The organism is Bradyrhizobium sp. U87765 SZCCT0048, assembly GCF_018131225.1.
In the GTDB taxonomy this organism is placed as follows: domain Bacteria; phylum Pseudomonadota; class Alphaproteobacteria; order Rhizobiales; family Xanthobacteraceae; genus Bradyrhizobium_A.
This window is the reverse complement of record NZ_JAFCMM010000005.1, coordinates 241,028-265,668: the sequence shown is the minus strand read 5'-3', so window position 1 is coordinate 265,668 and position 24,641 is coordinate 241,028. Positions and strand designations below refer to the sequence as shown.

25 protein-coding genes are annotated in these 24,641 nt (G+C 68.6%); 4 read left to right on the top strand and 21 right to left on the bottom strand.

What is annotated here, in order from left to right; translation table 11 throughout:
• Positions 1 to 76: 76 nt before the first annotated feature.
• The 16 genes from JQ639_RS27900 to JQ639_RS27825 form a co-directional block, all read right to left on the bottom strand.
• Complete coding sequence (locus tag JQ639_RS27900; protein WP_211962558.1) at positions 77 to 1,366, bottom strand: FAD-dependent oxidoreductase; 1,290 nt, start codon at positions 1,364 to 1,366, stop codon at positions 77 to 79.
• Positions 1,359 to 3,008 carry a bifunctional 3-(3-hydroxy-phenyl)propionate/3-hydroxycinnamic acid hydroxylase gene (locus JQ639_RS27895; RefSeq protein ID WP_211962555.1) on the bottom strand — a complete coding sequence of 550 codons (1,650 nt, stop codon included), beginning with the start codon at positions 3,006 to 3,008 and terminating at the stop codon, positions 1,359 to 1,361. The genes JQ639_RS27900 and JQ639_RS27895 overlap by 8 nt, the downstream gene beginning before the upstream one ends.
• On the bottom strand, positions 3,005 to 3,784 hold the full coding sequence (locus tag JQ639_RS27890) for an IclR family transcriptional regulator (RefSeq protein ID WP_211962553.1): 780 nt from the start codon (positions 3,782 to 3,784) through the stop codon (positions 3,005 to 3,007). Before JQ639_RS27890 ends, JQ639_RS27895 begins: the two co-directional genes overlap by 4 nt.
• Positions 3,785 to 3,786: 2 nt before the next feature.
• Positions 3,787 to 4,647 (bottom strand): fumarylacetoacetate hydrolase family protein, encoded by an 861-nt coding sequence (locus JQ639_RS27885; protein WP_211962551.1) that lies wholly within the window; start codon positions 4,645 to 4,647, stop codon positions 3,787 to 3,789.
• A gap of 12 nt (positions 4,648 to 4,659) precedes the next feature.
• On the bottom strand, positions 4,660 to 5,496 hold the full coding sequence (locus tag JQ639_RS27880; protein WP_211962549.1) for a VOC family protein: 837 nt from the start codon (positions 5,494 to 5,496) through the stop codon (positions 4,660 to 4,662).
• Between the two features lie 334 nt (positions 5,497 to 5,830).
• Positions 5,831 to 5,986: a hypothetical protein gene (locus JQ639_RS27875; protein ID WP_211962547.1), complete on the bottom strand. Its 156-nt coding sequence runs from the start codon at positions 5,984 to 5,986 to the stop codon at positions 5,831 to 5,833.
• A gap of 360 nt (positions 5,987 to 6,346) precedes the next feature.
• Positions 6,347 to 7,213, bottom strand: a complete 867-nt coding sequence (locus JQ639_RS27870) for an isocitrate lyase/PEP mutase family protein (protein WP_211962545.1) — start codon at positions 7,211 to 7,213, stop codon at positions 6,347 to 6,349.
• 68 nt (positions 7,214 to 7,281) lie between these two features.
• Complete coding sequence (locus tag JQ639_RS27865; RefSeq protein ID WP_211962544.1) at positions 7,282 to 8,382, bottom strand: branched-chain amino acid ABC transporter permease; 1,101 nt, start codon at positions 8,380 to 8,382, stop codon at positions 7,282 to 7,284.
• Positions 8,379 to 9,245 carry a branched-chain amino acid ABC transporter permease gene (locus JQ639_RS27860; protein WP_211962543.1) on the bottom strand — a complete coding sequence of 289 codons (867 nt, stop codon included), beginning with the start codon at positions 9,243 to 9,245 and terminating at the stop codon, positions 8,379 to 8,381. Before JQ639_RS27860 ends, JQ639_RS27865 begins: the two co-directional genes overlap by 4 nt.
• 7 nt (positions 9,246 to 9,252) lie before the next feature.
• Positions 9,253 to 9,957, bottom strand: a complete 705-nt coding sequence (locus tag JQ639_RS27855) for an ABC transporter ATP-binding protein (protein ID WP_211962541.1) — start codon at positions 9,955 to 9,957, stop codon at positions 9,253 to 9,255.
• A complete protein-coding gene (locus JQ639_RS27850) occupies positions 9,954 to 10,667 on the bottom strand; it encodes an ABC transporter ATP-binding protein (RefSeq protein ID WP_249122820.1) in 714 nt (237 codons plus the stop codon). Before JQ639_RS27850 ends, JQ639_RS27855 begins: the two co-directional genes overlap by 4 nt.
• 195 nt (positions 10,668 to 10,862) lie before the next feature.
• The gene (locus JQ639_RS27845) at positions 10,863 to 12,191 is read right to left on the bottom strand and encodes an ABC transporter substrate-binding protein (protein WP_211962539.1); all 1,329 of its coding nucleotides are present in this window, start codon (positions 12,189 to 12,191) and stop codon (positions 10,863 to 10,865) included.
• 196 nt (positions 12,192 to 12,387) lie between these two features.
• Entirely contained in the window at positions 12,388 to 14,190 is a 1,803-nt protein-coding gene (locus JQ639_RS27840) for an FAD-dependent oxidoreductase (protein WP_211962537.1), read from the bottom strand.
• Positions 14,191 to 14,234: 44 nt separating this feature from the next.
• On the bottom strand, positions 14,235 to 15,137 hold the full coding sequence (locus JQ639_RS27835; RefSeq protein WP_211962535.1) for a dioxygenase family protein: 903 nt from the start codon (positions 15,135 to 15,137) through the stop codon (positions 14,235 to 14,237).
• The gene (locus tag JQ639_RS27830; RefSeq protein WP_211962533.1) at positions 15,134 to 16,282 is read right to left on the bottom strand and encodes a maleylacetate reductase; all 1,149 of its coding nucleotides are present in this window, start codon (positions 16,280 to 16,282) and stop codon (positions 15,134 to 15,136) included. The genes JQ639_RS27835 and JQ639_RS27830 overlap by 4 nt, the downstream gene beginning before the upstream one ends.
• A gap of 152 nt (positions 16,283 to 16,434) precedes the next feature.
• Positions 16,435 to 17,322, bottom strand: coding sequence for a helix-turn-helix domain-containing protein (locus JQ639_RS27825; protein WP_211962531.1), 888 nt, complete (start codon positions 17,320 to 17,322; stop codon positions 16,435 to 16,437).
• Positions 17,323 to 17,474: 152 nt separating this feature from the next.
• On the opposite strand from JQ639_RS27825, the gene JQ639_RS27820 reads away from it, so the two are divergent.
• Complete coding sequence (locus JQ639_RS27820; RefSeq protein WP_211962530.1) at positions 17,475 to 17,966, top strand: GFA family protein; 492 nt, start codon at positions 17,475 to 17,477, stop codon at positions 17,964 to 17,966.
• 438 nt (positions 17,967 to 18,404) lie between these two features.
• Here JQ639_RS27820 and JQ639_RS27815 read toward each other — a convergent pair whose 3' ends face one another.
• The gene (locus tag JQ639_RS27815; protein ID WP_349644648.1) at positions 18,405 to 19,193 is read right to left on the bottom strand and encodes a slipin family protein; all 789 of its coding nucleotides are present in this window, start codon (positions 19,191 to 19,193) and stop codon (positions 18,405 to 18,407) included.
• 54 nt (positions 19,194 to 19,247) lie between these two features.
• Here JQ639_RS27815 and JQ639_RS35575 point away from each other — a divergent pair, with 54 nt between their 5' ends.
• On the top strand, positions 19,248 to 19,382 hold the full coding sequence (locus JQ639_RS35575) for a hypothetical protein (protein ID WP_256442911.1): 135 nt from the start codon (positions 19,248 to 19,250) through the stop codon (positions 19,380 to 19,382).
• A 4-nt stretch (positions 19,383 to 19,386) separates the two neighbouring features.
• Here the strand turns inward: JQ639_RS35575 and JQ639_RS27810 are convergent, their stop codons facing one another.
• Complete coding sequence (locus JQ639_RS27810; RefSeq protein WP_211962526.1) at positions 19,387 to 19,632, bottom strand: tautomerase family protein; 246 nt, start codon at positions 19,630 to 19,632, stop codon at positions 19,387 to 19,389.
• A gap of 122 nt (positions 19,633 to 19,754) precedes the next feature.
• Between JQ639_RS27810 and gcvA the strand changes: the two genes are divergently transcribed.
• Together gcvA and JQ639_RS27800 are read left to right on the top strand one after the other, a co-directional pair.
• Positions 19,755 to 20,678, top strand: a complete 924-nt coding sequence (gcvA, locus tag JQ639_RS27805) for a transcriptional regulator GcvA (RefSeq protein WP_211962524.1) — start codon at positions 19,755 to 19,757, stop codon at positions 20,676 to 20,678.
• A gap of 92 nt (positions 20,679 to 20,770) precedes the next feature.
• Positions 20,771 to 21,523, top strand: coding sequence for a hypothetical protein (locus tag JQ639_RS27800; RefSeq protein WP_211962522.1), 753 nt, complete (start codon positions 20,771 to 20,773; stop codon positions 21,521 to 21,523).
• Positions 21,524 to 21,564: 41 nt separating this feature from the next.
• Here the strand turns inward: JQ639_RS27800 and JQ639_RS27795 are convergent, their stop codons facing one another.
• From JQ639_RS27795 to JQ639_RS27785, 3 genes are read right to left on the bottom strand one after another with little or no spacing between them, the layout of a single operon-like run.
• Complete coding sequence (locus JQ639_RS27795; protein ID WP_371744975.1) at positions 21,565 to 22,431, bottom strand: ABC transporter ATP-binding protein; 867 nt, start codon at positions 22,429 to 22,431, stop codon at positions 21,565 to 21,567.
• Positions 22,404 to 23,207: an ABC transporter permease gene (locus JQ639_RS27790; RefSeq protein ID WP_211962519.1), complete on the bottom strand. Its 804-nt coding sequence runs from the start codon at positions 23,205 to 23,207 to the stop codon at positions 22,404 to 22,406. Before JQ639_RS27790 ends, JQ639_RS27795 begins: the two co-directional genes overlap by 28 nt.
• A 2-nt stretch (positions 23,208 to 23,209) precedes the next feature.
• Entirely contained in the window at positions 23,210 to 24,634 is a 1,425-nt protein-coding gene (locus JQ639_RS27785; RefSeq protein WP_211962517.1) for an ABC transporter substrate-binding protein, read from the bottom strand.
• Between the last annotated feature and the right edge of the window lie 7 nt (positions 24,635 to 24,641).

The window sequence follows — 24,641 nt, the reverse complement described above, 5'->3', positions numbered from 1 at the left end:
CTCTCATACAGCGAGCAAGCTGGATTGCCGGGTCTTCGCCCGGCAATGACGCAGTCGGTATGGCTGGCGCCCGAGGCTAGACGATCGCCGGATCCGTGCGCTGCAGGTTGTCGGCGACGATCGCCTGCACGTTTCCCGGCGTGACGGCATGAAGATCGCCGTTCGCGAGACGCGCCGCGGCAGCCGCCGCTGCGCCCATCGCCATACAGGGCCCGATCACCCGCACCGCGCCGAGCGCAAATGGCTCCGCATCGATGCAGCGCCCGGCGGCGACGAGGTTGCGCACGTCGCGCGCGATCATTGCCGACAGCGGAATCCAGGTCAGATGGCCGTCGGGAAATTCTTCCCAGTGCACGCCCTCGGCGCTGCCGTGGAATTCGATCGGCCAGGCGCAGCGTCCGACGGCGTCGTCGGGACGGATGCCGGCGCGCACCTCCGCCGTGGTCAGGCAGCGTTGCGCGACGATGCCGCGCGTCTGCCGTACGCCGGGCTGGCCGACCGACTGCACCCGCGCCGCGCCGAAGGCGTCGGGAAATTCGCCGCGCAGGAAATCCATGACGCGGGCGATGGTGTGGTGGGCGTCGAGCGCCCGCGCCGTCATCGCCACTGCGTCGAGCGGCGTGTCGTAGTGGGTGAGGTTGACGAGACAGAGGTCGCGCGCCGGGAACGCGAACACGAAACCGTCCTTGCGGGTGAGGCCATAAGCCTCCGCCACCTGCTCCAGCCGCGCGATGATCGCGGCGCGCAGAGGCACCGGCGTGCGCACGCCGGCGACCGAGAACATGGTCGTGCCGTAGACCGGCACGTCCGGTTGCTGCAACGGCAGGCCGGCGAGCGCAGCGACCACCGCATCGCCGCTGGCATCGACATAGGTCGTCGCAGTCACCGATACCGGGCCGTAGCGGGTCTGGGCCAGCAACGCGCCGATACGATCGCCCTCGCGCGTCACCTCCGTCAGCACGGCGCCCAGCACCACCTCGACGCCGGCGCGCACGAGATGCCGGGCATAGATCGCCGCCAGCTCTGCCTCGTCGTAGAGCGCGACATAGCTGCGGCGGCCCGGACGATGCGAGATCGCACCGGCCTGCCGCAGGTCGGCGAGCACGTCGGACGCAAAGCCGTAGGTTAGCTGGTACGGCGCATCGCCCGTGGAATAGAAGCCGCACAGCGTGCCGATCAGGCCGTTGACCGACTGGCCGCCGATCTGCGGCAGGCCGTCGATCAGACAGACGCGCAAGCCCTGCCGCGCCGCCTCCACCGCCGCCGTGACGCCCGCCGCGCCGGCGCCAACGACGCAGAGGTCGGCCGCGATGACGCGGCTCCGTGGCGGCGTCGCGGCGATTTCGATGCGGCGCGGTTCAAGCATGGGATATCACCTCGTCTGTCGTGTGGTCGGCCTTGGCGGCTGCATGCGGCGGGCGCGGCGGCCCTGCGGATGCGGCGAGCCCGCGCAACGTCGTAGAGAACGTCTTTATCGCGGCGCCAGTCGCGCCGGCGGCGACATAGCGGTCCGGGCGCACCAACAGCAACGTGGTCGCGTTATCAGGCATCGTCTTCGCCAGCAGCCCGGCGACATCCCGCACCACGCACGCGCCCGCTGCCGGCGGCAGCGGATCGGGATTCTGCCATGACGGCAGCACCGCAATCCGCGCGCTGTCGAACGGCGCAGCGTCGGCCGCGATCTCCGCCAGCACGCGCTCGGCATCCGGCCCATGGGCGACGAGCGCAAAGCCAGCCCCCAGCACCTCGTCGAGCCGTACCCGGCTGCGGTCGACGCGCTCGACCAGCGGCTGCGGCAGCATGCGGCCGACCAGCGGCGCCGCCGACGGCGTCAGGAAACCCGTGCGATAGAACGGCTTCGGCTTGTGCTTCATCTCGGCGAAATAGGCCTGCACCGCCGGCACCAGCGCGGCAGCGCGAAATGCGCCCTGCACGAGACGCGCCTGCAGCGGTGAGGTCGGCATCATCACCCGGCCCATGTTGATGGCGAGCTGCACCAGCGCGCGGGCATGGGGCTCGCGCTCCGCCTGGTAGCTGTCGAGCACGCCTTCGCCAAGCTGCCCGCGCAGCACCGCGGCGAGCTTCCAGGCGAGATTGTGGGCGTCGCGGACGCCGCTGTTCATGCCCTGCCCGGCAAATGGCGGCGACAGGTGCGCGGCATCGCCGGCGAGGAAGATGCGGCCGCGCCGCCAGCGGTCGGCGATGCGGGCGTGAAACGTGTAGACCTGGCTGCGCACGATCGGCGCATCGGCGTCGGGGCCGCTTGCCGCCAGAAGAGCGTGCACGAACGCCGGATCGTCGGCGACCGCCTCGTCCTCGCCATCATGCAGCATGAACTCGTAGCGGCGGATGCCGCCCGGCCCCGGCAGCGTGATCAGCGGGCGGTGCGGATTGCAGACCACGCGGGTCTGGCGCAGCCGCTCGCGGGTGCTGGCGAGGTCGACGATCAGCCAGCGCTGGCGATAGGTCGCGCCGCCGAGCGTCGCCCCGATCTCCTTGCGCAGCAGGCTGCGCGCGCCGTCGGCGCCGACCACATAGGAGGAAGTGATCGTTATCGCGGCGCCGTCCGGATCGCGCAGCGCGAGGCGCACGCCGTCGCCGTCCTCGCGCACCGACTCGCAGGTATGGCCGAACAGCGCCCGCACCGACGCGAAGCGATCGAGACCTTTGCGCAGCGTCGCCTCGAGCTTCGGCTGGGTGAAGGCGTTTCGCTTGGGAAAGCCGTAGTCCGTGGTCGTCGGCTCGACGCGGGCGAAGCAGCGCCCCGCGGCCGTGAAGTAGCGCGAACCGTAGTCGAGCGCGACGTCGGCGACCACTTCATTGGCAAGGCCGATCGCCTGCATGGTGCGCAGCGACTCGTCGTCGATCGAAACGGCGCGCGGCTCGCGCACCGTCGTGGTGTTGCGCTCGATCAGCGCCACGCGCAAGCCCTGCTGTCCGAGCGCGTTGGCGAGCGTCAGCCCGGTCGGCCCGGCGCCGACGATGGCGACATCGAAGGCCGCGGTCATGACACGGCGCGACGGCCGGCGGCATCCGGCACCGCGATCCGCTTGAGCTCCTCGGTGAGCAGGCTCGCGGTCGACACCACCAGCAGCACCAGCCGCCGTTCGACGGCGTCGTCGACGGCAGCGGCCTCGACGATGACGCTGAGGCTCGCCACCAGCCCGCGCTCGGGCAGCGTCACCGGCGCGGCGATGCCCATCAGTCCCTTGTCGACCTCGCCGCGGGTGACGCAGTAACCGCGCTTGCGCACGGCGGCGAGCTGCTCGCGCAGCTCCTCCGTCGTCGGCTCGAACTTGCGGCGCGGCACGTGACCTTCGAGCAACCGCGTCAGCTTGCGCGTCGGCAGCTGTGCCAGGATCACCTTGGAGGTCGCGCCCTGCAGCAGCGGACGCGGCCGGCCACGCTCGTAGCTGGTCGGGATCGCGGCATCCTTGGTGGTGGCGTCGGCGACGCACATCACGGTGTCGCCGTAGAGACGCGCCAGCACGGCGGCGCAGGGCACGCGCGCCTGCAGCGCGCACTCGCGCAGCAGCGAGGTGCCGATCGCCGCCAGCGGATCGGTCAGGCGGATCAGGCGGTCGAACTCGATGAAGGCCGGGCCGAGACGATAGTTCGCCTCGGTCGACGCCTCCAGGAAGTTCTCGGCCACCAGTTCGCGCACGGTGCGGTAGACCGTACTCGCCGGCACGCCCATCGCCTCGGAGATATCCGGCACCGTCCATTCGCTGCGGCTCTCGCCAAACAGGCGGAGAACGTCGACATAACGGCTCAATCCCGACATCTTCAGGCTCCGGCGGGTTCGCGGGCGACGGGGTTGGCGAGACGGCCGATCTCGCCGATTTCGACCTCGACGCGGTCGCCCGCGGTCATGAACAGCTGCGGCTCTCGCTTGAAGCCGACGCCGCCGGGCGTACCGGTGGCGATGACGTCGCCGGGGCGCAGCGGCGTGAAGCCGCTGAGATAGGCGATGACGCGGGCGATCGGGAAAATCATGTCGCCGAGCCTCGCCTGCTGCACCACCGCGCCGTTCAGCCGCGTGACGATCGGCTGGTCGTCGAGGCGGGCGATCTCGTCCGGCGTCACCAGCTCCGGACCGAACGGGCCCGTGCCGGGAAAGTTCTTGCCTGGCGTGAACTGGTGGGTGTGGCGCTGCCAGTCGCGCAGCGTGGCATCGTTGAAGCAGGCATAGCCGGCGACGAGCGACAGCGCGCGATCCTCCGGCACGCGGAAGCCTGCCCTGCCGATCACCACCGCGAGCTCGCCCTCGTAGTCGAACGCGCTGGACACCGGCGGCAGCAGCAGCGGCTGGTCATGGCCGATCAGCGTGTCGGCAAAGCGGGTGAAGATCGCGGGATACGCCGCCTCCGGCCGTCCCGTTTCCTTGCGATGCTCCTCGTAGTTGAGGCCGACGCACAGGATCTTGTCAGGGTTGGAGATGACCGGGGCGTAGGCGAACTGGCCGCCGGCGTAGTCGACCGTGGTCGGCCGCGGCAGTTCCGGCGCAAGGCCGAGCGCGCGTGCGACCAGCAGCGACTTGAGATCCGGCAGCACAGCGCCGAGGCGCACGCCGAGATCGAACACGCCACCGTCATGGGCGATGCCGTAGCTCGCACGGCCTTCGGCAATAAAAGAAACGAACCGCATCGCGCCCTCCCCTCAAGCCCGCATGATCGCGTTGCCCCAGAGATTGAGCGTCCGCGGCGCATGGGGCCAATGCTTGACGGGACGGTCATGGACCACTTCGAGCTCGGCCGAGATCTCGATCCAGTTGCCGTCCGGATCCTCGATGAAGATGAAGAGGTTGTTGCCGGGGCCGTGCCGGCCGGGGCCCCACATCAGCTGAATGTCTTGCGCCGCGAGGTTGTCGCACCAGTCGCGCAGAGTGCCCCACTCGCCAGCCTCGTAGGAGTGATGATCGATGCCCTGGCGATCCTGGTAGAAGCACGCGAGGTTGTGGTGCTCGTGGTTGCCGCGCATGAAGCAGGTCATCACCTTGCCATCCTCGCGCACGACGCGATCGGACACGCCAAAGCCGAGCTTGCCGGCATAGAACGCCTCGATCGCGCCGACGTCGCGCGTCGCGAGCGTGAGATGCTGCAGCGGTCCGCGCAGCCGCCGGTCGGCAGCATGGGGCGCTTCGGTGGCGAGGCCGAACACGATGGCGTTGCCGTCGGGATCGGTGACCTCGAACGCGTCCGAAAGCAGCGGTGAAGCGAGATCACGCGGCGCTAGGCCGTTGCCGGCCGCATGGGCGCGCAGGCCGGCGAGCCCCTTGGCATCGCGCACCGCGAACGCCGCGTGCGCGAGATGCTTCGCCGGTCCCTCGCTGATCAGCAGGCGGCGCGACGGACCGTCGAGGCGGAAGCCGCCGTCGGCGCGCTGCGCGGTCATCTCCATCGCCCGGGCATAGAACGCCGCGAGCCGCTCCGGATCGGGGCTGTGGAGATGAAGGTGGTGCAGGTAGGCACTCGCCTGCAGGGCTGTGAGAGGCATGAAAGACATCCCGTCTGATGATTCTGATTATCATTATTCAGCACAATGGAGATATCAGATCAACCAGATTATCATATTTTGATAATAATTATGATAAATGCAGGTATTGAACAACAACATCAAACAGATAGCGGACGCCCCTCGCGGCGCCCGCCCGGCGGGGATGGTGGCCATGGCAACGACAACGGCGACGCTGTGACGGCGAGCAACGACGACCCGCGGCCGCACGGTCATACGCGCGATGCGGCAAGCACGAGATATCGCGCGGCGCGGAGCGCCGCACGACGGTCAGGTCGGCGATTGCGAACAGTCAGGCCGGCTTCGACAGCCGGCGTCAGCGATCCGACACGATCCGCAGCGCGCGGAACGTCAGCCGCTTGGGATCATGGATCCCCGACAGATAGAGCTTCATGATGCAATCGGACGCCGCCTTGCGGTCGCATCCGGTCAACGACACCACGGCCTCGACGGCCATCTTCTGCGCGTCCATGTGTTTCCTCACACAGCTCGCCCGGCCCGCCCATCATGGTGAGCATCCGGTTAACGGATCGTTCCTTCTCGCTGATTTGCGGCGGGCCCGTCACTACGTGGAATTGCGCATCCGGTGCCTGCGCGCAGATTCCGTGTCGCGCGCTGCAAGATGCAGTAACGGGCGCACGGGCCTCATCCTTCGAGACGGCTGCAATGCAGCCTCCTCAGGATGAGGTGAACCTCCCCAGGATGAGCTCAACCTCCTCATGGTGAGGAGCGGCCCGCAGGGCCGCGTCTCGAACCATGAGGCCAAGGTGCATCCGACATGGACCCCCGCAATGCATGCCAAACAGCAAGGTGTGTCGCCGAACGCCTCTCCTCAGCTCCGCTCCCCCTCCTTCGGCTGGTACCGCGCCTCGATCTCCGCCCACCGTTCGAAGCCGACGATCGACTTGTAGTCCTCGAAGCCGACGCCCTTGCCGGCGAAGCCGATGTCGCCGCGGGCGAGGCTGTGGTAGACGTTCTGCATGGCGCGCACCGCATGCATCAGCGCCGAGATGCCGTAGATCACGATGCGGAAGCCGAGGTCCTCGAGTTCCGCCGGACGCAGCAGCGGCGTGCGGCCGCCTTCCAGCATGTTGGCGAGCTGCGGCACGTCGAAGGTGCGGCCGATCACCGCCATCTCCTCGACGCTGGTCGGCGCCTCGATGAACAGCGCGTCGGCGCCGGCGCGGGCGTAGCGCTCGCCACGGCGCAGCGCCTCGTCGAGGCCATAGACCTCGCGCGCGTCAGTGCGGGCGATGATGTAGGTGTCGCGGTTGATGCGGTTCTCGCCCGCAGCGCGGATGTTGGCTTCCATCTGCGCGCTCGACAACAGCTGCTTGCCGGCGATGTGGCCGCAGCGCTTGGGCGACACCTGGTCCTCGAAGAACACCGCCTGCGCGCCGAGCCGCTCGTAGAAGTTGATGGCGTGCACCACCGTCTTGACGTCGCCATAGCCGTTGTCGGCATCGACCAGCACCGGCAGGTCGGAGCCGGCCATGGTGTCGCGGATGCCGGCGCCGATCTCACCGAGCGCGACAAGACCGATATCCGGGACGCCGTAGCGCGCGCCGACCAGCGGAAAGCCGCCGATGAAATAGGCCTTGAAGCCGGCGCGCTGGATCAGCCGCGCGCTGATGGCATCGTGGGCGCCGGGCAGCACCAGCGGCCGCTCGCTGGCCACCAGCTGTCGAAACGTGGTCATCGGTCGAAGATCTCCTGTGGTCCGTCCGCCACCGTTTAGCGGCAATCACGGCGTCCGTCTCGGAGAAATCAGCGACGTTCCAGCCAGCGCTGCGTCGGGAACAGGCGGAGCTGCCAGCGCCGCGCCGCCTCGCCGCCGACGCCGCGCGGCATGAACAGCATGATCAGGATCGCCAGCGTGCCCAGCACCACGAGATAGAGACTGCCGTACTGCGACAGGTAGGTCTGCAGCCCCCACAGCAGCAGCACACCGACCATCGGCCCCTCGATGGTGCGCACGCCGCCGATCACCACGATGAAGATGACATAGGCCGTCCAGTCGGTAACGCTGAAGGCGGCATCCGGCGAGATGCGCGCCTTCTGCAGGTAGACGACCGCGCCGACGATACCGGTGGCGAACGCCACCACCACCCACAATCCATAGCGGATGCGGCCGGTGCGCACGCCGACGCTGCGTGCCGCGGCGGCATTGTCGCGGCTTGCGGCGAGCGCAAGCCCGAGGCGCGAGCGCACGAAGACGTAGAGACCGAGCGTGATCGCGACGGCGAGCACGAGCGCCAGCCAGTACACCAGAACGTCGCGCGCTGCCGCCGGGCGCAGGCCGAGCAGCGCCTGCACCGCCTTGAGGCCGGCCATCTGCGACAGCTCCGCCGGCGCGATCGACATGCCGGTGCCGCCGCCGAGCGACTTGACCTGGGCGCAGACCAGCCGCAGTGCCTCCGCCGCGACCCAGCTGCCGATCGCAAAATACGGTCCCTCCAGGCGGAACAGCAGCGGCCCGAGCACGGCGGCAACCACCGCCGCGGCGACGCCCGCGAGCAACACCGCGAGCAGCGGATCGCAGCCTGCGATGACGATCGCGCCGAACAGCGCATAGCCGCCGAGGCCGACGAACGCCTGCTGGCCGACCGAGACGAGGCCGCCCCACCCGGCGAGCGCGTTCCAGAGCTGCGCCAGCGCCAGCATGGTGAAGACGAAGATCAGGTCCTGGATGAGGTTACGCGAGGCAACCGTCGGCAGCACGGCGAGGCCGACGACGACCACGACGCCGGCGATCGCGGCGATGCGCGACAGCCGCGTGCCGACGCGGACCTGCCACAGCGGCGCGTCGCTGCACTCTGCCGCATCCGTGGACACTGCCACGCGCTCGGAGACGCTGTGCACGGTCATGGCCGCCTCGCGGGAAACAGGCCGCGCGGCCGCACCATCAGCACCGCGAGGAAGGCGAGATGGCCGGCGAGGATCTGCCATTCCGGATTGAGCCGCGCGCCGACGCTCTGCGCCAGCCCCAGCACGATGCCGCCGGCGAGCGTGCCCCACAGGCTGCCGAGGCCGCCGATGATCACCGCCTCGAACGCGTAGAGCAGCCGCGCCGGCCCGATCGAAGGATCGAAGTTGGCGCGGATGCCGAACACGATGGCCGCGATCACCGAAACCGCCAGCGACAGCCCGACAGCGATGGCATAGACGCTGCGCTCATTGACGCCCATCAGTTGCGCGATGGCCGGATTGTCGGCGGTGGCGCGGAAGGCACGGCCGAGCGATGTGCGATAGAACACCAGCTGCAGCAGCACCACCGCGGCAATGGCGATGACGAGGGCGATCAGCGGCGCGAGCCCGACGCTCAGCCCGGGGGCGAGCGTCACGGACGCCGCGTCGAACGCCCCGGCCTGCAGCCGGCGGCTGTCGGCGCCATAACTCAGCAGCAGGCCGTTCTGGATCACGATCGACAGGCCGAAGGTGACGAGCAGCGGCGGCAGGATGTCGTCGCCGAGCACCCGCTGCAACACGAAGCGCTGCAGGGCGAAGCCGAGCACGAACATCGCCGCGACAGCGACCAGCGTCGCCGCTGCGAGCGGCAGGCCGAATGCCGTGGTCAGGCTGAGCACGAGATAGGCGGCAAGCAGCACGAGATCGCCATGGGCGAGGTTGACCAGCCGCATGATGCCGAAGATCAGCGACAGCCCCAGCGCGAACAGCGCATAGACGCCGCCGAGCAGCACGCCTTCGATGACCGTATCCAGTCCGCTCATGACGCCCTCATGTTCCGAAATAGGCGGCGTGGATGGCGTCGCGATCGACGCCATGGCTGGCACCCTGCAGCGTCACCCGCCCCTCCTGCAGGCAGTAGAAGCGGTCGGTGGCGCGCAGCGCGCGGGCGATGTCTTGCTCGACCACGACCACCGCGGTGCCGTTGTCCCGGATCTGCGGCAACATGCGGTAGATGTCCTCGACCACGATCGGCGCCAGCCCCAGGCTGATCTCGTCGCACAACAGCACCGTCGGATTCGACATCAGCGCGCGGCCGATCGCCACCATCTGCTGCTGGCCGCCGGACAGCACGGTGACCGCGCCGCGCCGCCGCTCGTGCAGCACCGGAAACATGCGGTAGACCGCGGCGAGATCCCATGGCGCGGTGCGTTCGCCGCCATAGGCGCCGATCAAAAGATTTTCCTCCACCGACAGCGAGGGAAACAGCTGCCGCCCCTCGGGCACGAGGGCGAGGCCGAGCCGGACGACACGCGCCGCCGGCGCGTCGCCGATCGGTCGCCCGCCGAGGCGGATGGCGTTGGCGTGGTTGCGCACGAGGCCGGCGAGCGACTTCAGCAGCGTCGACTTGCCGGCGCCGTTGGCGCCGATCACCGCCACTGCCTCGCCCGCCTTGAGCTCGAAGTCGATGCCGAACAGCGCCTGGAAGTCGCCGTAGAAGGCATCGAGCGCACTGGCGCTGAGCAACGCGGTCATGCCGGCACGCCCATGTAGATGGTCTGCACCTCGCGCGAGCGCATCACCGTCGCCGGATCGCCCTCCGCCACCACCCGGCCGAAGTCGAGCACCATCAAGCGGCCGACCACGGCGAGTAGCGCATGCACGACATGTTCGATCCAGACGATGCCGACGCCCTGCGCATGGATGCCGCGGATGGTAGCGACGAGCTCGCGGCACTCGCCTTCGGTGAGGCCGCCGGCGATCTCGTCGAGCAGCAGCAGGCGCGGCCGCGTCGCCAGCGCCCGCGCCAGCTCCAGCCGCTTGCGGTCGAGCAGCGGCAAACTGCCGGCGAGACGGTTGGCCCGGCCTTCGAGCCCGGTGAGCGCGAGCGTCGTTCCGCAGTGCTGCACCGCCTCGGCTTCCGATAGGTTGCCGCCGAACAGCGCCGCGACCGCGAGGTTCTCGTAGACCGAGAGATGATCGAACGGCTGCGGGATCTGGAACGAGCGACCGATGCCGGCGCGGCAGCGCGCCTCCGGCGGCAGCGCCGTGATATCGGCGCCATCGAGCATGACGCGACCGGCATCCGGCCGCAGCATGCCAGTGATCAGGTTGAACAGCGTCGACTTGCCCGCGCCATTCGGCCCGATGACGCCGAGCGCCTCGCCCGGCGCCAGTGCGAGGTCGATGCCGTCGGCGACCACGATGGCGCCGAAGCGTTTGGAGACGCTGTGGAGTTGAAGCATGAAGATGGTCCGTCGTTCAGCACGAATGAGATATCAAGCCCATCGACAGTCTCAGCGTCATACGCGGGCTTGACCCGCGTATCCATCTTTGCGGCCCGGCCAAGAGCCGCGCGTCAGATGGATTGCCGGGTCAAGCCCGGCAATGACGCAGAAAATGAGGACGCGCATCGCCTCCTACGTTGGTCCCCGCGACCATCAGCTCAGCGCCTGCATCTCGCCGCCGAGCGGGATTTGCGACGCCGTGCGGTTTTCGGTGATGACCATGTCGTACCTGTCGCCGTTGAGACGCCACTGGCCGCCGACCAGCGGCGTCTTGGCGATGTTCTTCGCGGCGAATGGCGGCACCTTGTCGGAGCCGAACGCCACCGGGCCCACAATGGTGTCGAGCCTGGTCGCGCCGATCGCCTTCGCCAGCGCCGCGCCGTCGTTCGGATCGGCCGCGCGCTTGAGCGCATCGACCGCGACCTCGAACAGCGAATGCACGAAACCGATCGGCTGCGTCCACTGCTTGCCGGAGGCCTGCTCGTATCCCCTGGCGAGTTCAGCGGCGCTGATGCCTGTCAGACTCGACTTGTAGGGATGGCTCGGCGTCCACCACACCTCGGTCGAGATGTTGTTGCCACCCTTGCCCAGCGCCTGCACCGTGGTCGGGAACAGCAGCGCCTTGGCGACCGACACCACCTTCGGCTTGTAGCCTTTCTGGCGCGCCTGATTCCAGAACGTGGTGAAGTCCGGCGGGATGATGACGCCGGTGACGATCTCCGCATCGGCGCCGCGGAAGGCGGCGATCTGCGAGCTGAAGTCGTCCGTGAGATTCTGGAAGCGGCCGGGATCGGTCAGCTTGTAGCCGCCCTTGGCCAGCACCGGTGGAAAGCCGATGGCGCCGTCGCCCCAGGCATTGCCGTCGGCGTCGTTAGGGAACAGCGCGCCGACCGACTTGTTGGTCGCGACCTGGCTCCACATCCCCGTGAACACCGCGATGACGTCTTCCAGCCCCCAGAAGTAATGGAAGGTGTAGCCGAACGGCTTCCAGCTCTTCGGGTCGGCCGGATTGGCCTGGCGGCCGATGAAGTTGGTCTGCCACGGCGCGACGCTGGACAGGCACGGCACCTGCTCCAGCTCGCACTGGGTGGCGACCGGATTGTTGGTCTCCGGCGTCGCGCCGACCACGATCATTGCGACGTTGTCGCGGGTGATCAGTTCCTTGGCGACCTCCGCCGCCCGGTTGGGGTTGGACTGGCTGTCCTTGGTGACGACCTCGACCGGCACGGTCTGGCCGCCGAGCTTGAGGCCGTCCTTCACCACTTTCCGGAATTCGCCGAGTACGAAATCGTCGGCCTCCGCGAAGGCGGCGAGCGGGCCGCTCTTCGGCGACACGTAGCCGATGCGGATCGGCTTGGCGGCGGCGCGCACCGCCGGGCTTGCGAACGTCGTCGCGCCCGCGGCGATGCCGCCGGCGATCCCCTGCAGCAGACGGCGGCGGTCGATCCGCCATGGCGTCGCTGTCGTCAGCTTGTGGTCCATCGTTCCCTCCATGTGTTGCAGCCGATGCATTGCCGGCCGCGTTGCTTGCTCAAATTCTCTCGTCCCGGTCGGCCTCGCACGCTGCATTGCTCCTCATGGTGAGGAAGCGCGTAGCGCCGTCTCGAACCATGAGGCCGATGCCGCACCGCCAGTGCCCTCATCCTTCGAGACGAGGATGAGCGGGCGGCCGATCATCTCATGCCGCCGCCGACGCCTTCGGTTGCCGCCCTTCGGCGCCACGGCCCAGGATCGTGCCGAATACCTCGACGAGCTTCGTGGACGCATCGACCTGCGCCGTCTTCGCGCGCCAGGCGACGTACATGTCCGGGCGCACCAGCACGCAGCCGTCCTCGTCGACCTCGCTCTGGCGGAACCAGTCGGCATAGATGTCGAGCGCGTCGCAGCCGGCGGGCCCGATGGTCACGACCTCGACCGGCACGCCATAGGCCGCCTCGACCGCCGCGGCGGCATGGCGCCAGCCGTCGCCGCCGATGCCGGTGAACAGCGTGAAGCGCCCGCGGCCGGCGAGATCCAGCGTCGACTTGCGCTGGGCCTGATGCTCGACCCAGACATGCGGCAGATGGGCGCCCGGCCAGGTCGTCGCCTGATAGTAGAGCTCGGCGTCGCGCGCGAAGGCCGGCGCCGGCGTGCCGTCCGGCACCACGGCGGCCGAGGCATAGCGCTGGTTCATCTCGACACCGTGGCAGTTGAACTCGTAGCTCTTGTGCGCCACGGCGTCATAGAAGCGGCGGCGGCGCTCGCGCGCATCGGCCGTGTTGGCCTTGCGCGCGTCCATGTTGCGCCGCGCCTGTGCGGGATCGCTCGACGACAGCAGGCCGACAGCATCGAAGATCGGCTCGAACTCGCCAATGCTCTTGTTGGCGCGCTTGACAATCTGCGCGCCCACCGGCTGGCGTTCGGCGCTGTAGCTGTCGAGCAGCGACGGCGCGGCCTTGCCCTCCAGCACAAGCTTGAGTTTCCAGCTGAGGTTATAGGCGTCCTGGATCGAGGTGTTGGAGCCCAGGCCATTGCTCGGCGGATGGCGGTGTACCGCATCACCCATGCAGAACACACGGCCGACGGCATAGTGCCCGGCGTACATCTCGTTGACCGTCCAGGTCGAGGTCGAGCGGATCGTGACGTCGAGGCTGTCGTCGCCGACGAGATTGCGCACGATCGACACCGCCTCGTCGTCGCTCAGCCGCCGCTCGCCCTGCGAGATGTCGTAGCCCCAGATGAACAGCCACTCGTTCCACGGCCGCACCATGCGGATGACGCCGGCGCCGATGCCGCCGATCTGCGCGCCGGGCTGCAGCACCCAGTACAGCACGCTCGGGCGGTGGGCGACGTATTTGGTCAGATCCACGTTCGCCACGATGTTCATGCTGCCGGCGCGGCCCATCTGGCCTTCCATCGGCAGGCCGATTACCTCGGCGACGCGGCTGCGGCCACCGTCGGCGCCGATCAGGTATTTGGCGCGGATCTGCGAGGTCTCGCCGCTCAGGCGGTCCCTGACCGTCGCGGTGACGCCGTCGGCATCCTGCACGAGGTCGATGAACTCGGTGTTGAAGCGCAACGAAGTGCCGCGCTGGCCGGCGGCCTCGATCAGGATCGGCTCGAGGAAGTTCTGCGGCAGGTCGCAATGGCTGGTCGGACTGGCGAGGTCGTAGTCCGCCTTGCGCGCGGGATGGTTGCCCCAGGAATACAGCCGTCCAAGCTCCTCGCCGGCGAGGCTTTCGCAGAACACGTTGTTGGCCATCAGATGCTGCGGCGTGGCGTAGACCTTGGCGCGGTCCTCGAGGCCGAGGTCGCGCAGCACCTCCATGGCGCGCTGGTTGGTGATGTGGGCGCGCGGCGTATCGGCAAGCCAACCGTATTTCGTCACCAGCATATGCCTGACGCCATAGGTGCCGAGCAGCGCGGCGGCGGTGGCGCCGGCGGGGCCGCTGCCCACCACCAGCACGTCGGTCTCGACGATCGGCTGTCCTGCCTTGGTCATTCCCTCTCTCCGGTTGTTGTTGTGTGTCGTGTCGTCGTCCGCGCTCATTCCGCCGCCATCAGCGGCTTTGGCACCGCCCCGCTGCCCGGCTTCATCTGGAAGTGATAGGTCATGCGGTGCCAGGGGCCTTCGACCCGCTCGCCGTTCGGCAGTATCGGCGCATCGTGGGTCTCGACCTTCGCCACCAACTCGTCCTTGACGCCGAACACCGCGTCGGAGCGCAGATACTCGTCACCTTCGAGGAAGACGTGGGTGATCAGCGGCTCGAAACCGGCGGCCTTGACCAGGAAGTGGACATGCGCCGGCCGCATCGGATGGCGCGCGCTGGCGCGGATGAGATCGCCGACCGGGCCGTCGGTCGGGATCGGATAGCTGCACGGCAGGATGGTGCGGAACGAGAACCGGCCGTCGTCATCGGTGACGAAGCGCGCCCGCAGCGACGGTCCCGCGGTGGCGTATTCCGGCTTCTGCGAGTCGTAGAAGCCGTCGTCGTCGGCGTGCCAGACATCGACCTCGGCGCCGGCGATCGGCTTGCCGGTGAGATCGGTGACGCGGCTCTCGACGACCATCGGAGCGCCGTCGATGCCCTTTGAAATATCGCTGCCATGGGGCGTCTGGCGATGATCGCCGACATAGAACGGGCCGAGCACCGTGGTCTCGGTCGCGCCCTCGCGCTCGCGATGGTTGACCGCGTCGACCAGCATCGACACGCCGAGCACGTCGGACAGCAGGATGAATTCCTGGCGCAGCGGCGTGCACGTCTGCCCGGTGCGGGTGAGGAAATCGATCGCCTCGTTCCATTCCCCGAAGGTCAGGCCGGTGCGGCGCACGAGATCGTGCAGCGCGGTAATGGTCTCCTGCAGCAGGTATTTGAGCCGCGGGTTGGGCGTGGCGGCGAAGGCCTGCAGCACCTCGGCGGAGAGAGCGTGATCGTCGAAGGTCGTCATCGGCGGATCTCCTCGAATGGGACGGGAGCGTCGCCGCGCCAGGCGGCGGCGATCAGGTCGCGCAGCGCGGCGCGCTCCAGTGGCCGCGGGTTGGGATAGGGACTCTGCACGGCAAGACCGGCGGCGCGGTCGATGCCGTCTTCCGGCATGCCGATGGCGCCGAGCGCCGTCGGCAGACCGAGGCGACGGGCGAGTTCGAACAGGCCGCGCGGCGCATCCGCGGCGCCAAGCGCGCGGGCGACCCGCGCCATGGCGGCAGGCGCGGCAGCTGCATTGTAGGCGGCGGCATGCGGCAACACGATCGCATGGGTCTCGGCATGCGGCAGGTCGAACGTGCCGCCGAGCACATGGCAAAGCTTGTGATGCAGCGCCATGCCGACGGCGCCGAGGCAGGCGCCGCACAGCCAGGCGCCATAGAGCGCGTCGTGGCGCGCGGCGGCATCGACCGGATCGACCATGATGCGCAGCAGCGCGCGCGCCAGCGCGGCGATACCGTCTTCCGCCATCAGCGACGTCAGCGGATTGGCATCGGCGGCATAGAGCGCCTCGACCGCATGGGCGATGGCGTTGAGGCCGCTGGCCGCCGACACGCGCGGCGGCAGGCCGAATGTCAGGTCGACATCGTAGATCACGGTGTCGGGAATGACGTCCTGGGACTTGCGGGTGGTCTTCACGCCGTGGTGCGTCTCGCCGAGGATCGGCGTCATCTCCGAGCCGGCATAGGTGGTGGGGACCGCGATATGCGGCAGCCCGGTGCGCAGCGCCAGCGCCTTGCCGAGCCCGATGGTCGAGCCGCCGCCGAGCGCGACGAGGCCGTCGACCTCCTGCGCCTCGACGACCTGCAGCGCGGCTTCGGTCACTTCCACCGGGGTGTGCATGCGCGCGCCGGAGAATTGCCCGGCGAGCCGCGCGCCGAGGGTGGCGCCAAGACGGCGGCCGTCGTCCTGCTGCTGCGGGGTGGTGAGGACCAGCGCGCGGCGAATGCCGAGGCGATCGACCTCCTCGCCGAGACGCGCCGTCGTGCCGGAGCCGAACAGCACGCGGTACTGCTGCGAACAGTAGGAAAACGCTGGCGGTGGGGCGGCCAGCCCGGCGGCCACAATGCCCGCGCGCGCAGGCGCGGCGGCCAGATCCGCGATCGTCATCGGCGTCGTCTCCCCTGCCGGTCGCCCGGCGGATTGTCGTTATGGGGAGAAGGCTAGCCGCCCGCGACCAGCGGCGGCCTGCACGAAACCGGAGGAATTCTGCACGAAGTTGAGAAAATCGCCGGGGCCGCCCCGCGGCAGGATCACGGCCGCTAGTGACTACGGCGGTAGCGCCCCGGCGTCACGCCGGTGAAACGGCGGAACATGCGGGTGAGATGTTCCTGATGGGAAAAACCGCACTGCAGCGCGACGTCGGCGATGCTGTGCCGCTCATCGGCGAGCAGCGCCTTGGCGCGCTCGATGCGCAGGTTGAGCACGTACTGATAGGGCGACACGCCGGTCGCCGCCTTGAACAGCCGCACGAAATACTCGGTGCTGCGGCCGCACAGGCCGGCCAGCGCATCGAGGCGGATATCGTCCGAGAGGTTGGCCTCGACGTAGTCGCGCACGCGCTGCATCTGCCGCGCACTGAGCGTCTGCGGCGACTTGCCGGTCCCGGCGGGACGCTGGTGATAGTTGATGGCGATGAAACGATTGGCGATGGCGCGCGCGATCGGATCGACGAACAGCGACGACCCCGGCAGGTTGCCGGTGATGGTGTCGCCGACCGCCGCGGCAAGATGCTCCAGCACGGCATCCTTCTCGCCGAGCATCGGCGCCAGCCCCCCGATCAGGCTGCGTGGCAGCTCGGGATCGGCGAACAGGTCTGAACGCAGATAGATGTGGGTCGATTCCAGCGCATCGTGCAGCAGCACGTCGCACTCCTGCCCCGCCGGCAGGAAGAACACCCCGCCGCGCGGGATGTGACGGACGATCGACCTGCCCTCGACCGTATAGGTGATGTCCACGGGGCCGCCACGATGCAGCACCATCAGGCTGTCGGACAGCGCATGCAGCTTGCCGTCATAGGGACGTTCGCGCTGCACCGAGGCGAACGCCGACGACCAGCCGAGCCCCTCGCTCGAACCGCGAATGTCCGCGTCGAACCGATGCAGGATACGGTGCGTATCCTCGATGCCGAAAACCGGTTTCGCGTGCATGGACCGCTCGCGGGGCAATGGTGGCGGCGAGTGAAGCGCAACGGCTGGCGGATTTCAACAGACAGCGCCATGCTGCGACGCAGCAGGCTTCCGGCGCGGCTGTCACCCGGCTAGGTTGAGCGGGCCCGCCCTCCAGCGCTCACGGTCGCCCCATGCCCCGACGTCCCCTCGCGACGCCTGCCGCCGCCATCGCCGAATGCTTGTGCGGCGCGGTCAGGCTGTCGATCGACACGCCGGCGCGCTGGGCTTGGCACGACCACACCGCCGCGAGCCGCACCGCCCATGGCGCCGCCTATGCCACCTATGTCGGCAGCTGGCGCAAGCGGTTCCGCGTGCTCGACGGCGAGGCACACATCACACGCTATCAGGATGCGACGAGCGGCGCGACGCGCAGCTTCTGCATGCGCTGCGGCACGCCGCTCACCTACGAGCGCGCGCGCTCGCCGCACATGGTCAACATTCCCCGTGCGCTGTTTCGCAGCCGCACCGGCCGCCAGCCGCTCTATCACATCGGCATCGACGAATTGCAGGAGTGGACCTATGCCGGCGAACCGCTGGTGCCGTTGAAGGGATTCCCCGGCGTGGTGTGGGAGCGCCCGCGCAAGCGCCGACGCGGCCGCGACGACGATGGCCGTGTGATGTAGGCGTGACGCGCGCATCGCTGGCGCGGATGAGCACAGCAATATCCGGGAATGCCGTGACGAAGCCATTCGCGAAAGCCCCCCGCATGTGACTGTGCTCATCCGGGACGACCGCCCTCCTCGCCAAGCCGCCGGAATCCCGGCGCCGCCCGCCCGTTACCCCATCTACGCCTCCCCCCTCATGGTGAGGAGCGCGGCGCCGAGGCGATGCGATAGAACCATGCGATTGAATGCGCCGCGCGTCTCGAACCATGAGGCCCGGGCGGCGCTGCACGTTGTCCTGCGCTGCGCCCCGGCCTCATCCTTCGAGACGCCCGCTGCGCGGGCGCCTCAGGACGAGGAGAACGAGGATGCCGAAAACCACAAACGAAACCCATGACAAACGACCATCGGGCCGGCGCTTGCGCACCGGCCCGACAGCTTGTCATCCGAAAGACGCAACTACGATGCCTTCGCAACCACCGTCTTGGCGGCATCGGCAATGCCGCGGGCCATGGAGACGAACTCGCTCGGCATCATCACCAGCGTCATGGTGTTCTGCTCGGCGCCGACCTCGGTGATCATCTGCATGCGGCGCAGCTCGAGGCCGGCCGGGTTCTGCATGATCACCTCCGCCGCCTGGCGCAACTGCTCGGCGGCCTCGAGCTCGGCGCCGGCCTTGATCACCCGGGCGCGACGCTCGCGCAGCGCCTCGGCCTCCTGCGCCAGCGCGCGCTGCATTGTCGGCGGGATTTCGACATTCTTCATCTGCACCAGCTCGACCTTGACGCCCCACGGCTCGGTGATGCCATCGACCGTCGCCTGGATCTGGCTGGCGATGGAATCCTGCGCCTTGAGGATCTCGTCCAGCGAGTGCTGGCCGAGCACGGTGCGCAACGTCGTCATAGCCACCTGCACCACGGCGTTGCCGACATTCTTGACCTCCATCACCGCGCGCTCGGGCTCGACAATGCGAAACCAGATCACCGCGTCGACCTTGATCGGCACGTTGTCGCGGGTGATGCCTTCCTGCTGCTCGACGTCGGCGGTGACGGTGCGCAGATCGATCCTGGTCTGCCACTCCAGCCACGGCCAGATGAAATACAGGCCGGGCCCGGCGATGCGATCGAAATTGCCGAGCTGAAAGACGACGCTGCGCTCGTACTGGTTCGCGGCGTTCACGCTCTTCACCAAGAGCACGATGGCGGCGACAAGAACAATGATCAGGGGGAAAACGAACGGGTAGTCCACGACACGCTCCCATATAATGTCTTTGGTCGCGATCCGACCAAATGAGAACAAAATATGAACATTGCCGTGGACTTTCAAGAGCCGCGCAGCCATCACTTTGCCGTGCGGCACGGCCGCGTTACCGACGCATCACGCCAGAACGCGTGCACAGGCAAGGCGATCGACACCCGCCCGCGCATGATGGTGTGATCGCTCAGGATTTCGGTGGCAGGATCGGCTTGCCGGCGATCAGTTGCGGGAACTCCTGCAGCACGTAGCCATGGCCGGCGACGCCCCAGCCGCCGTTCGGCGTCTCGATGATCAGCACGGTGACGAACGGGCGGCCGGAATCGGGCAGGCCCTCGACGCCGGCGATGACATCAGTGACGCCTTTGATCATGGCGCGGCGCTGCTCGAGGGTAAGCGCGCCCTCGGGGACGAAGATCTGGGCGAGAGGCATGGACAACTCCAGGTAATGACCACCGCGCCAACCTGCCCACGCCATGACATCAAGGCCATCGATATCTCCTGACAAGCGCTGTTAGCTCTCCTCCCAGCGCGGTTGTCGTGTAGGATCGCGCCATGCTGCTGCGCCACCTGCCATCGCTGGAAACGCTGCGCGCCTTCGAGGCCGCCGGCCGGCATCAGAATTTCAGCAAGGCCGCAGCCGAGCTCAACGTCACCCATGGCGCGGTCAGCCAGCGCCTGCGCGAGCTGGAGGCGCGCATCGGCGCAAGGCTGTTCGAGCGCAGCGGCAACAGCATGCTGCTGACGGCAAAGGGCAAGATGCTGCTGGTGGAGATCGGCCGCATCCTCGACGACCTCGCCCGCTGCCTCGACGCCGTGCGCGACCGCGACGAGCAACGCAGCCTCAAGGTCAGCGTGCCCCCGGCGTTCTCCGGGCTGTGGCTGTTTCCACGGCTGTTCGACTTCGTCAACCGCCATCCGGATATCGACGTCGACATCGTCACCGATGCCGCGGCCGCCAACTTCCGCGAGGACGGCGTCGATCTCGCGGTGCGCTTCGGCGCCGGCATCTGGCCGGGGCTGCAGGCGACGCGGCTGCTGGAGGAAGAGTTCTTCCCGGTGTGCACGCCGCGGCTGCGCGACGCCCACGGCCCGCGCGTGCCCGCCGACATGCTGTGCATGCCGCTGCTCAAGGACGACTGGATTCCCTGGGACGTGTGGTTTCGCGTCGCCGGCCTCGTCGTCGACACGCCGCTGCGCGGCCCCTCGTTCAGCGACGCCACGCTGCTGCTGCGCGCGGCCACGGAAGGCCACGGCGTCGCCCTCGGCCGCGGTACGCTGCTGCGCGACGATCTCGCCGCAGGGCGGCTGGTGCGGCTGTTCGACGTCAGCGCACACGGACCCTACGCCTACTACATCGTCTGCCCGCCGGCGTCGCACGACCTGCCGAAGATCCGGCTGTTCCGCGACTGGCTGCTGGCGCAGGCCGGCGGCGCTACGCACATCGAGGCGCCGCGCAGCCAAGCGGCGGGTTCCTGAACCTTTGCGTCCCGGGCCACGACAGACAACCACCATCGTCGTAATGGCGAAGCCTGACGCGCCGGCCGCACGGCGCCGACCAGAGGTCGTCCATGCCGCTGCCGCTTGTCAGAGCTCTCCTGATGCTGCTCGCCCTTGCCTTGCCCGCACGCGCCGGCGATGGCGCCCGCAGCGCAGCCGACGCCCGCGAGGCCACGCAGACGCTGCGGACTTACATCCAGAGCGTCACGGCGAGGGGCGAGCGCCCCGATCCGACCCGGCCGGAAATCGCCGCATTGCTCGGCCGCATCTTCGACCTCGACGCCCTCAACGCGCTGCCGCCCGCGGAGGCGGACGACATCCCCTGGCTGCTCGACTGGATGGAAGCGGCGAACGGCGCCAACAAGCTGCTCATGTTCAACGGCTCCCGGCCGGGGCCGCAGCCCGATCTCGCGGCGATCGAGCGCAACATGCTGGCGTACGAGGACCAGTACGCGGCGATGATGAATTTCCTGATCCGCTGCCAGGCGCGCGAGGCGATCTCGATCAGGATGTTTATGGCCGGCCTCGCGCCGGAACAGCGCACGCGGATTCGCGAGGAAGGGTTCACCGGCGCCCGCCATGCCACCGCCGAGTTGATCCTTGGCGTGGTCTGCTCGGTGATCATGAGCGGCGGCAAACCCGCTAACGCCCGCCTTGTCGCCGCCGCGATCCGCGACACGCGCGAGGTCTGGGCCAGCTTCTTCCTGCCACAGGACCGCGCCCGCGTCCTTGCGCAGCTCGCGGACCTGCCCGCGCGGGTGCCGGACGAGACCGCCCGCGACGACATCGGCACCTTCACCGCCGCACTCGCGGCCGTGAACTGATCCGCCTGATTCCCGGCTCGCGCCTGCAGGCGCGCGGCACGCTAGGCCGCCGGAAGCCCGAGCGGGCTGAGGCGGGGCAGCGGCGGGGCGCCGGCCGGCGCTCCCAACAGCGCGATGAGCTCGCGCTTGAGGCGGACGAACGCCATGTCGGTCAGCAGGTCCCGGCTGCGCGGCCTTGGAAAGTCGAGCCGCAGGTCGGCGATGATCCGGCCCGGGCGTGGACTGAGCATCAGCACGCGGTCGCCGAGAAACAGCGCTTCGTCGATGTCGTGGGTCACGAACACCGTGGTGGTCGGGATCTCGCTCCAGATCTCCAGCAGCAGATCGTGCATGCGCGCCCGCGTCAGCGCGTCGAGCGCGCCGAACGGCTCGTCCATCAGCAGCACGCGCGGATGGTTGATCAGCACGCGGGCGATCTCGACGCGCTGCTGCATGCCGCCGGACAGCTGGGACGGATAGACCGCCTCGAAACCCGCGAGCCCGACGCGCCGCAGCAGCGCATCGGCCACCGCATGACGCTCGGCCCGGCCGACGCCACGCATCTTCAGGCCGAACGCGACATTGTCGCGGACCTTCTTCCAGGGAAACAACGTATGGTGCTGAAACACGATGCCGCGATCCGGGCTCGGCGCCGTGACATCCCGGTCGTCGACCGTCAGACGGCCCTCGGTCGCCGGCAGATGTCCGGCGATCGCGCCGAGCAGCGTGGACTTGCCGCAGCCGGACGGCCCGAGAATGCAGACGAGTTCGCCGGGCTCGATGGTCACGCTGAAATCGCTGAGTGCCGCGAAGGCGGCGGCGCCCTGCCCGAGCCGGATTGACAGCCCATCGGCGACGATTCGCCCTGCCGTCACCGCCTGCCGTGTCACCACCGCATCCATCAGCGCGCCACCGCGGGCTGCTGCCATGGCGTCAGCACGCGGCCGAGCGCCGTCAGCACCCAGCTGCTGCCCATGCCGAACAGGCCGATCACCAGCATGCCGACGATGATGTCCGCATAGTTCTGCAGGGTGTAGGCCTCCCAGGTGTAGTAGCCGATGCCGAACTGGCCGGCGATCATCTCGGCGGTGACGAGGCAGAACCACGACGTCCCCATGCCGATGGCGAGGCCAGTGACGATGCTGGGCGCGGCGCCCGGCAGCACGATCTCCCACAGGATGGCGCGGGAGCCGCCGCCAAGGCTGCGCGCCGATGCCACGAGGCGCCGGTCGACATGGGCGACGCCATGGACGGTGTTGAGAATGATCGGAAACAGCGCGCCGATGAAGGTGATGAAGATCATCGACAGTTCCGACGATGGAAAGATCAGGATCGCCAGCGGAATCCAGGCGACCGCCGGGATCGGCCGCAGCAGCTCCAGCGGCGGCAGCAGGACATCGCTGGCGAGCCGCGAGCGGCCGATCGCGAAGCCCAGAGCCACTCCCGCCACGACCGCGGCGAGATAGCCGGCGAACACCCGGCCGAGGCTCGCGCCGACATGCGACAGCAGCTTCGGCGAGCGCAGCAGGACCAGCAGCGCCTCGGCGACCTCGACCGGCGTCGGCACGTTGCGGAACGTGACGATGCCGAGATTGAGCCGCAGCGACGACGCAACCTGCCACAGGACGAGGCATGCGACGATCGAGCCGGCGCGCAGCGCGAGGCGCGCCGACGGCCGCGCGGGGATCGCCGGGGCCTGCGCCATGGTCAGCGGCTCGCGACCAGCGCGGCACGGGCGCCGGCGAAGTCCAGCACCTCGCCGCCATGCGCCTTCGCCCAGGCCTCGGCGCTGCCCCTGCCGAGGAATGCGCTGAGCTCGTCACGGGCGCCGCGCACGAACCACGCCTGCTGCGCGAACAGCTTGATGCCGCTCTCGCGATCCTGGGCATAGACGACGCGGACGGCCTTGCCCTCCTTGTCCAGCGCCGCGAGCGCACGCAGCGCATTTTCCGGCGACGCGTAATGGCGCACCAGCGGCTCGCCCTTGACCCAGATCTGCGCAACGCGCGAAGCGTCGGTGATCGGCGCGCCGGTCGTCGCGTCATTGGCCCTCAGCGGCGATGGCGCGTAGTTCCTGAGCTCGGCGTCGTAATCGCGCCCCGCCTGCACGAACGCGGCGCGGATGAACTTGTCGGTGACGAAGCTGTCGAGCGCGACATCGCTGTCGGCGCGCTTGAGCAGCTTCAGTGTCTCCAGCGACGTTTGCACCGCCTGGCGATACTCCGCCTTCCAGGTCAGGCCGCGGGTCTGCAGGCCGAGCGGGCCGTGGAACAGGTAGTCGACCTCGGCTTCGATGCCGGTGACGCGGGCGATCAGCTCGCTATAGGTCTCCGGCTCCGCGGCGATCAGGCGATCGGCCTCGAGCGCGGCGCGCAGGTAGGCGGTCACGATCTCCGGATACTTGTCCGCAAACTCGCCATCGACCAGCGCGCCATGAAAGGTCGGCGCGTCGGCCTGCGCGCCGTCGAAGATCTTGCGGGCGAAGCCGCGCCAGGGAAACAGCTCGGCGAACGGCACGAAGTCGGCATGGGCCTCGATCTTGCCGGCCTGAAGCGCGGGCCCGGCGACTTCCGGCGCCTGGGTGATGATGTTGACGTCGGTTTCGGGATTCCAGCCCTGCGCCTTGATCGCGCGCAGCAGCATGCCGTGCGCGGTCGAGGCGAACGGCACCGAAATGGTCTTGCCCTTGAGATCGGCGACCGACTGGATCGGCGATTCCTTGGGAACGACGATGCCGTTGCCGCTGCCCTTCGGGCTGCCGGACAGCGTGGTGATAAACAGGCTGCGGCGGCCGGCCTTCTGGAACGCGACACCGTTCAGCGAACCGGGGAAATCGGCCATCGCGCCGAAGTCGAGCTTGCCCGCCACCATCTCGTTGGTGAGTGGCGCGCCGCTGGTGAAGTTGCGCCACTGGATGTCGTAGGTGACATCCTTGTACTTGCCATCGCGCGGCAGGTACTTCTCCAGCAGCTTGAGCTCGCGGATCAGCAGCCCTCCCGTGGCGCAGTTGATCGTGGTGTCCTGCGTGCCGATCGCCACACGGATGGTCTCCGCACGTGCAGTTCCGGCCACGCCAAGCGCCGTGACCACGACCGTCGCCAGCCCAACAAGCCTCGCTCGAACACGCTTCATTTTCTGA

Bases quoted from the DNA above. Each gene is read 5' to 3' on its own strand.
- JQ639_RS27900 (WP_211962558.1), bottom strand. From the start codon at position 1,366: ATGCTTGAACCGCGCCGCATCGAAATCGCCGCGACGCCGCCACGGAGC.
- JQ639_RS27895 (WP_211962555.1), bottom strand. From the start codon at position 3,008: ATGACCGCGGCCTTCGATGTCGCCATCGTCGGCGCCGGGCCGACCGGG.
- JQ639_RS27890 (WP_211962553.1), bottom strand. From the start codon at position 3,784: ATGTCGGGATTGAGCCGTTATGTCGACGTTCTCCGCCTGTTTGGCGAG.
- JQ639_RS27885 (WP_211962551.1), bottom strand. From the start codon at position 4,647: ATGCGGTTCGTTTCTTTTATTGCCGAAGGCCGTGCGAGCTACGGCATC.
- JQ639_RS27880 (WP_211962549.1), bottom strand. From the start codon at position 5,496: ATGCCTCTCACAGCCCTGCAGGCGAGTGCCTACCTGCACCACCTTCAT.
- JQ639_RS27875 (WP_211962547.1), bottom strand. From the start codon at position 5,986: ATGGACGCGCAGAAGATGGCCGTCGAGGCCGTGGTGTCGTTGACCGGA.
- JQ639_RS27870 (WP_211962545.1), bottom strand. From the start codon at position 7,213: ATGACCACGTTTCGACAGCTGGTGGCCAGCGAGCGGCCGCTGGTGCTG.
- JQ639_RS27865 (WP_211962544.1), bottom strand. From the start codon at position 8,382: ATGACCGTGCACAGCGTCTCCGAGCGCGTGGCAGTGTCCACGGATGCG.
- JQ639_RS27860 (WP_211962543.1), bottom strand. From the start codon at position 9,245: ATGAGCGGACTGGATACGGTCATCGAAGGCGTGCTGCTCGGCGGCGTC.
- JQ639_RS27855 (WP_211962541.1), bottom strand. From the start codon at position 9,957: ATGACCGCGTTGCTCAGCGCCAGTGCGCTCGATGCCTTCTACGGCGAC.
- JQ639_RS27850 (WP_249122820.1), bottom strand. From the start codon at position 10,667: ATGCTTCAACTCCACAGCGTCTCCAAACGCTTCGGCGCCATCGTGGTC.
- JQ639_RS27845 (WP_211962539.1), bottom strand. From the start codon at position 12,191: ATGGACCACAAGCTGACGACAGCGACGCCATGGCGGATCGACCGCCGC.
- JQ639_RS27840 (WP_211962537.1), bottom strand. From the start codon at position 14,190: ATGACCAAGGCAGGACAGCCGATCGTCGAGACCGACGTGCTGGTGGTG.
- JQ639_RS27835 (WP_211962535.1), bottom strand. From the start codon at position 15,137: ATGACGACCTTCGACGATCACGCTCTCTCCGCCGAGGTGCTGCAGGCC.
- JQ639_RS27830 (WP_211962533.1), bottom strand. From the start codon at position 16,282: ATGACGATCGCGGATCTGGCCGCCGCGCCTGCGCGCGCGGGCATTGTG.
- JQ639_RS27825 (WP_211962531.1), bottom strand. From the start codon at position 17,322: ATGCACGCGAAACCGGTTTTCGGCATCGAGGATACGCACCGTATCCTG.
- JQ639_RS27820 (WP_211962530.1), top strand. From the start codon at position 17,475: ATGCCCCGACGTCCCCTCGCGACGCCTGCCGCCGCCATCGCCGAATGC.
- JQ639_RS35575 (WP_256442911.1), top strand. From the start codon at position 19,248: ATGAACATTGCCGTGGACTTTCAAGAGCCGCGCAGCCATCACTTTGCC.
- JQ639_RS27810 (WP_211962526.1), bottom strand. From the start codon at position 19,632: ATGCCTCTCGCCCAGATCTTCGTCCCCGAGGGCGCGCTTACCCTCGAG.
- gcvA (WP_211962524.1), top strand. From the start codon at position 19,755: ATGCTGCTGCGCCACCTGCCATCGCTGGAAACGCTGCGCGCCTTCGAG.
- JQ639_RS27800 (WP_211962522.1), top strand. From the start codon at position 20,771: ATGCCGCTGCCGCTTGTCAGAGCTCTCCTGATGCTGCTCGCCCTTGCC.
- JQ639_RS27795 (WP_371744975.1), bottom strand. From the start codon at position 22,431: ATGGCAGCAGCCCGCGGTGGCGCGCTGATGGATGCGGTGGTGACACGG.
- JQ639_RS27790 (WP_211962519.1), bottom strand. From the start codon at position 23,207: ATGGCGCAGGCCCCGGCGATCCCCGCGCGGCCGTCGGCGCGCCTCGCG.
- JQ639_RS27785 (WP_211962517.1), bottom strand. From the start codon at position 24,634: ATGAAGCGTGTTCGAGCGAGGCTTGTTGGGCTGGCGACGGTCGTGGTC.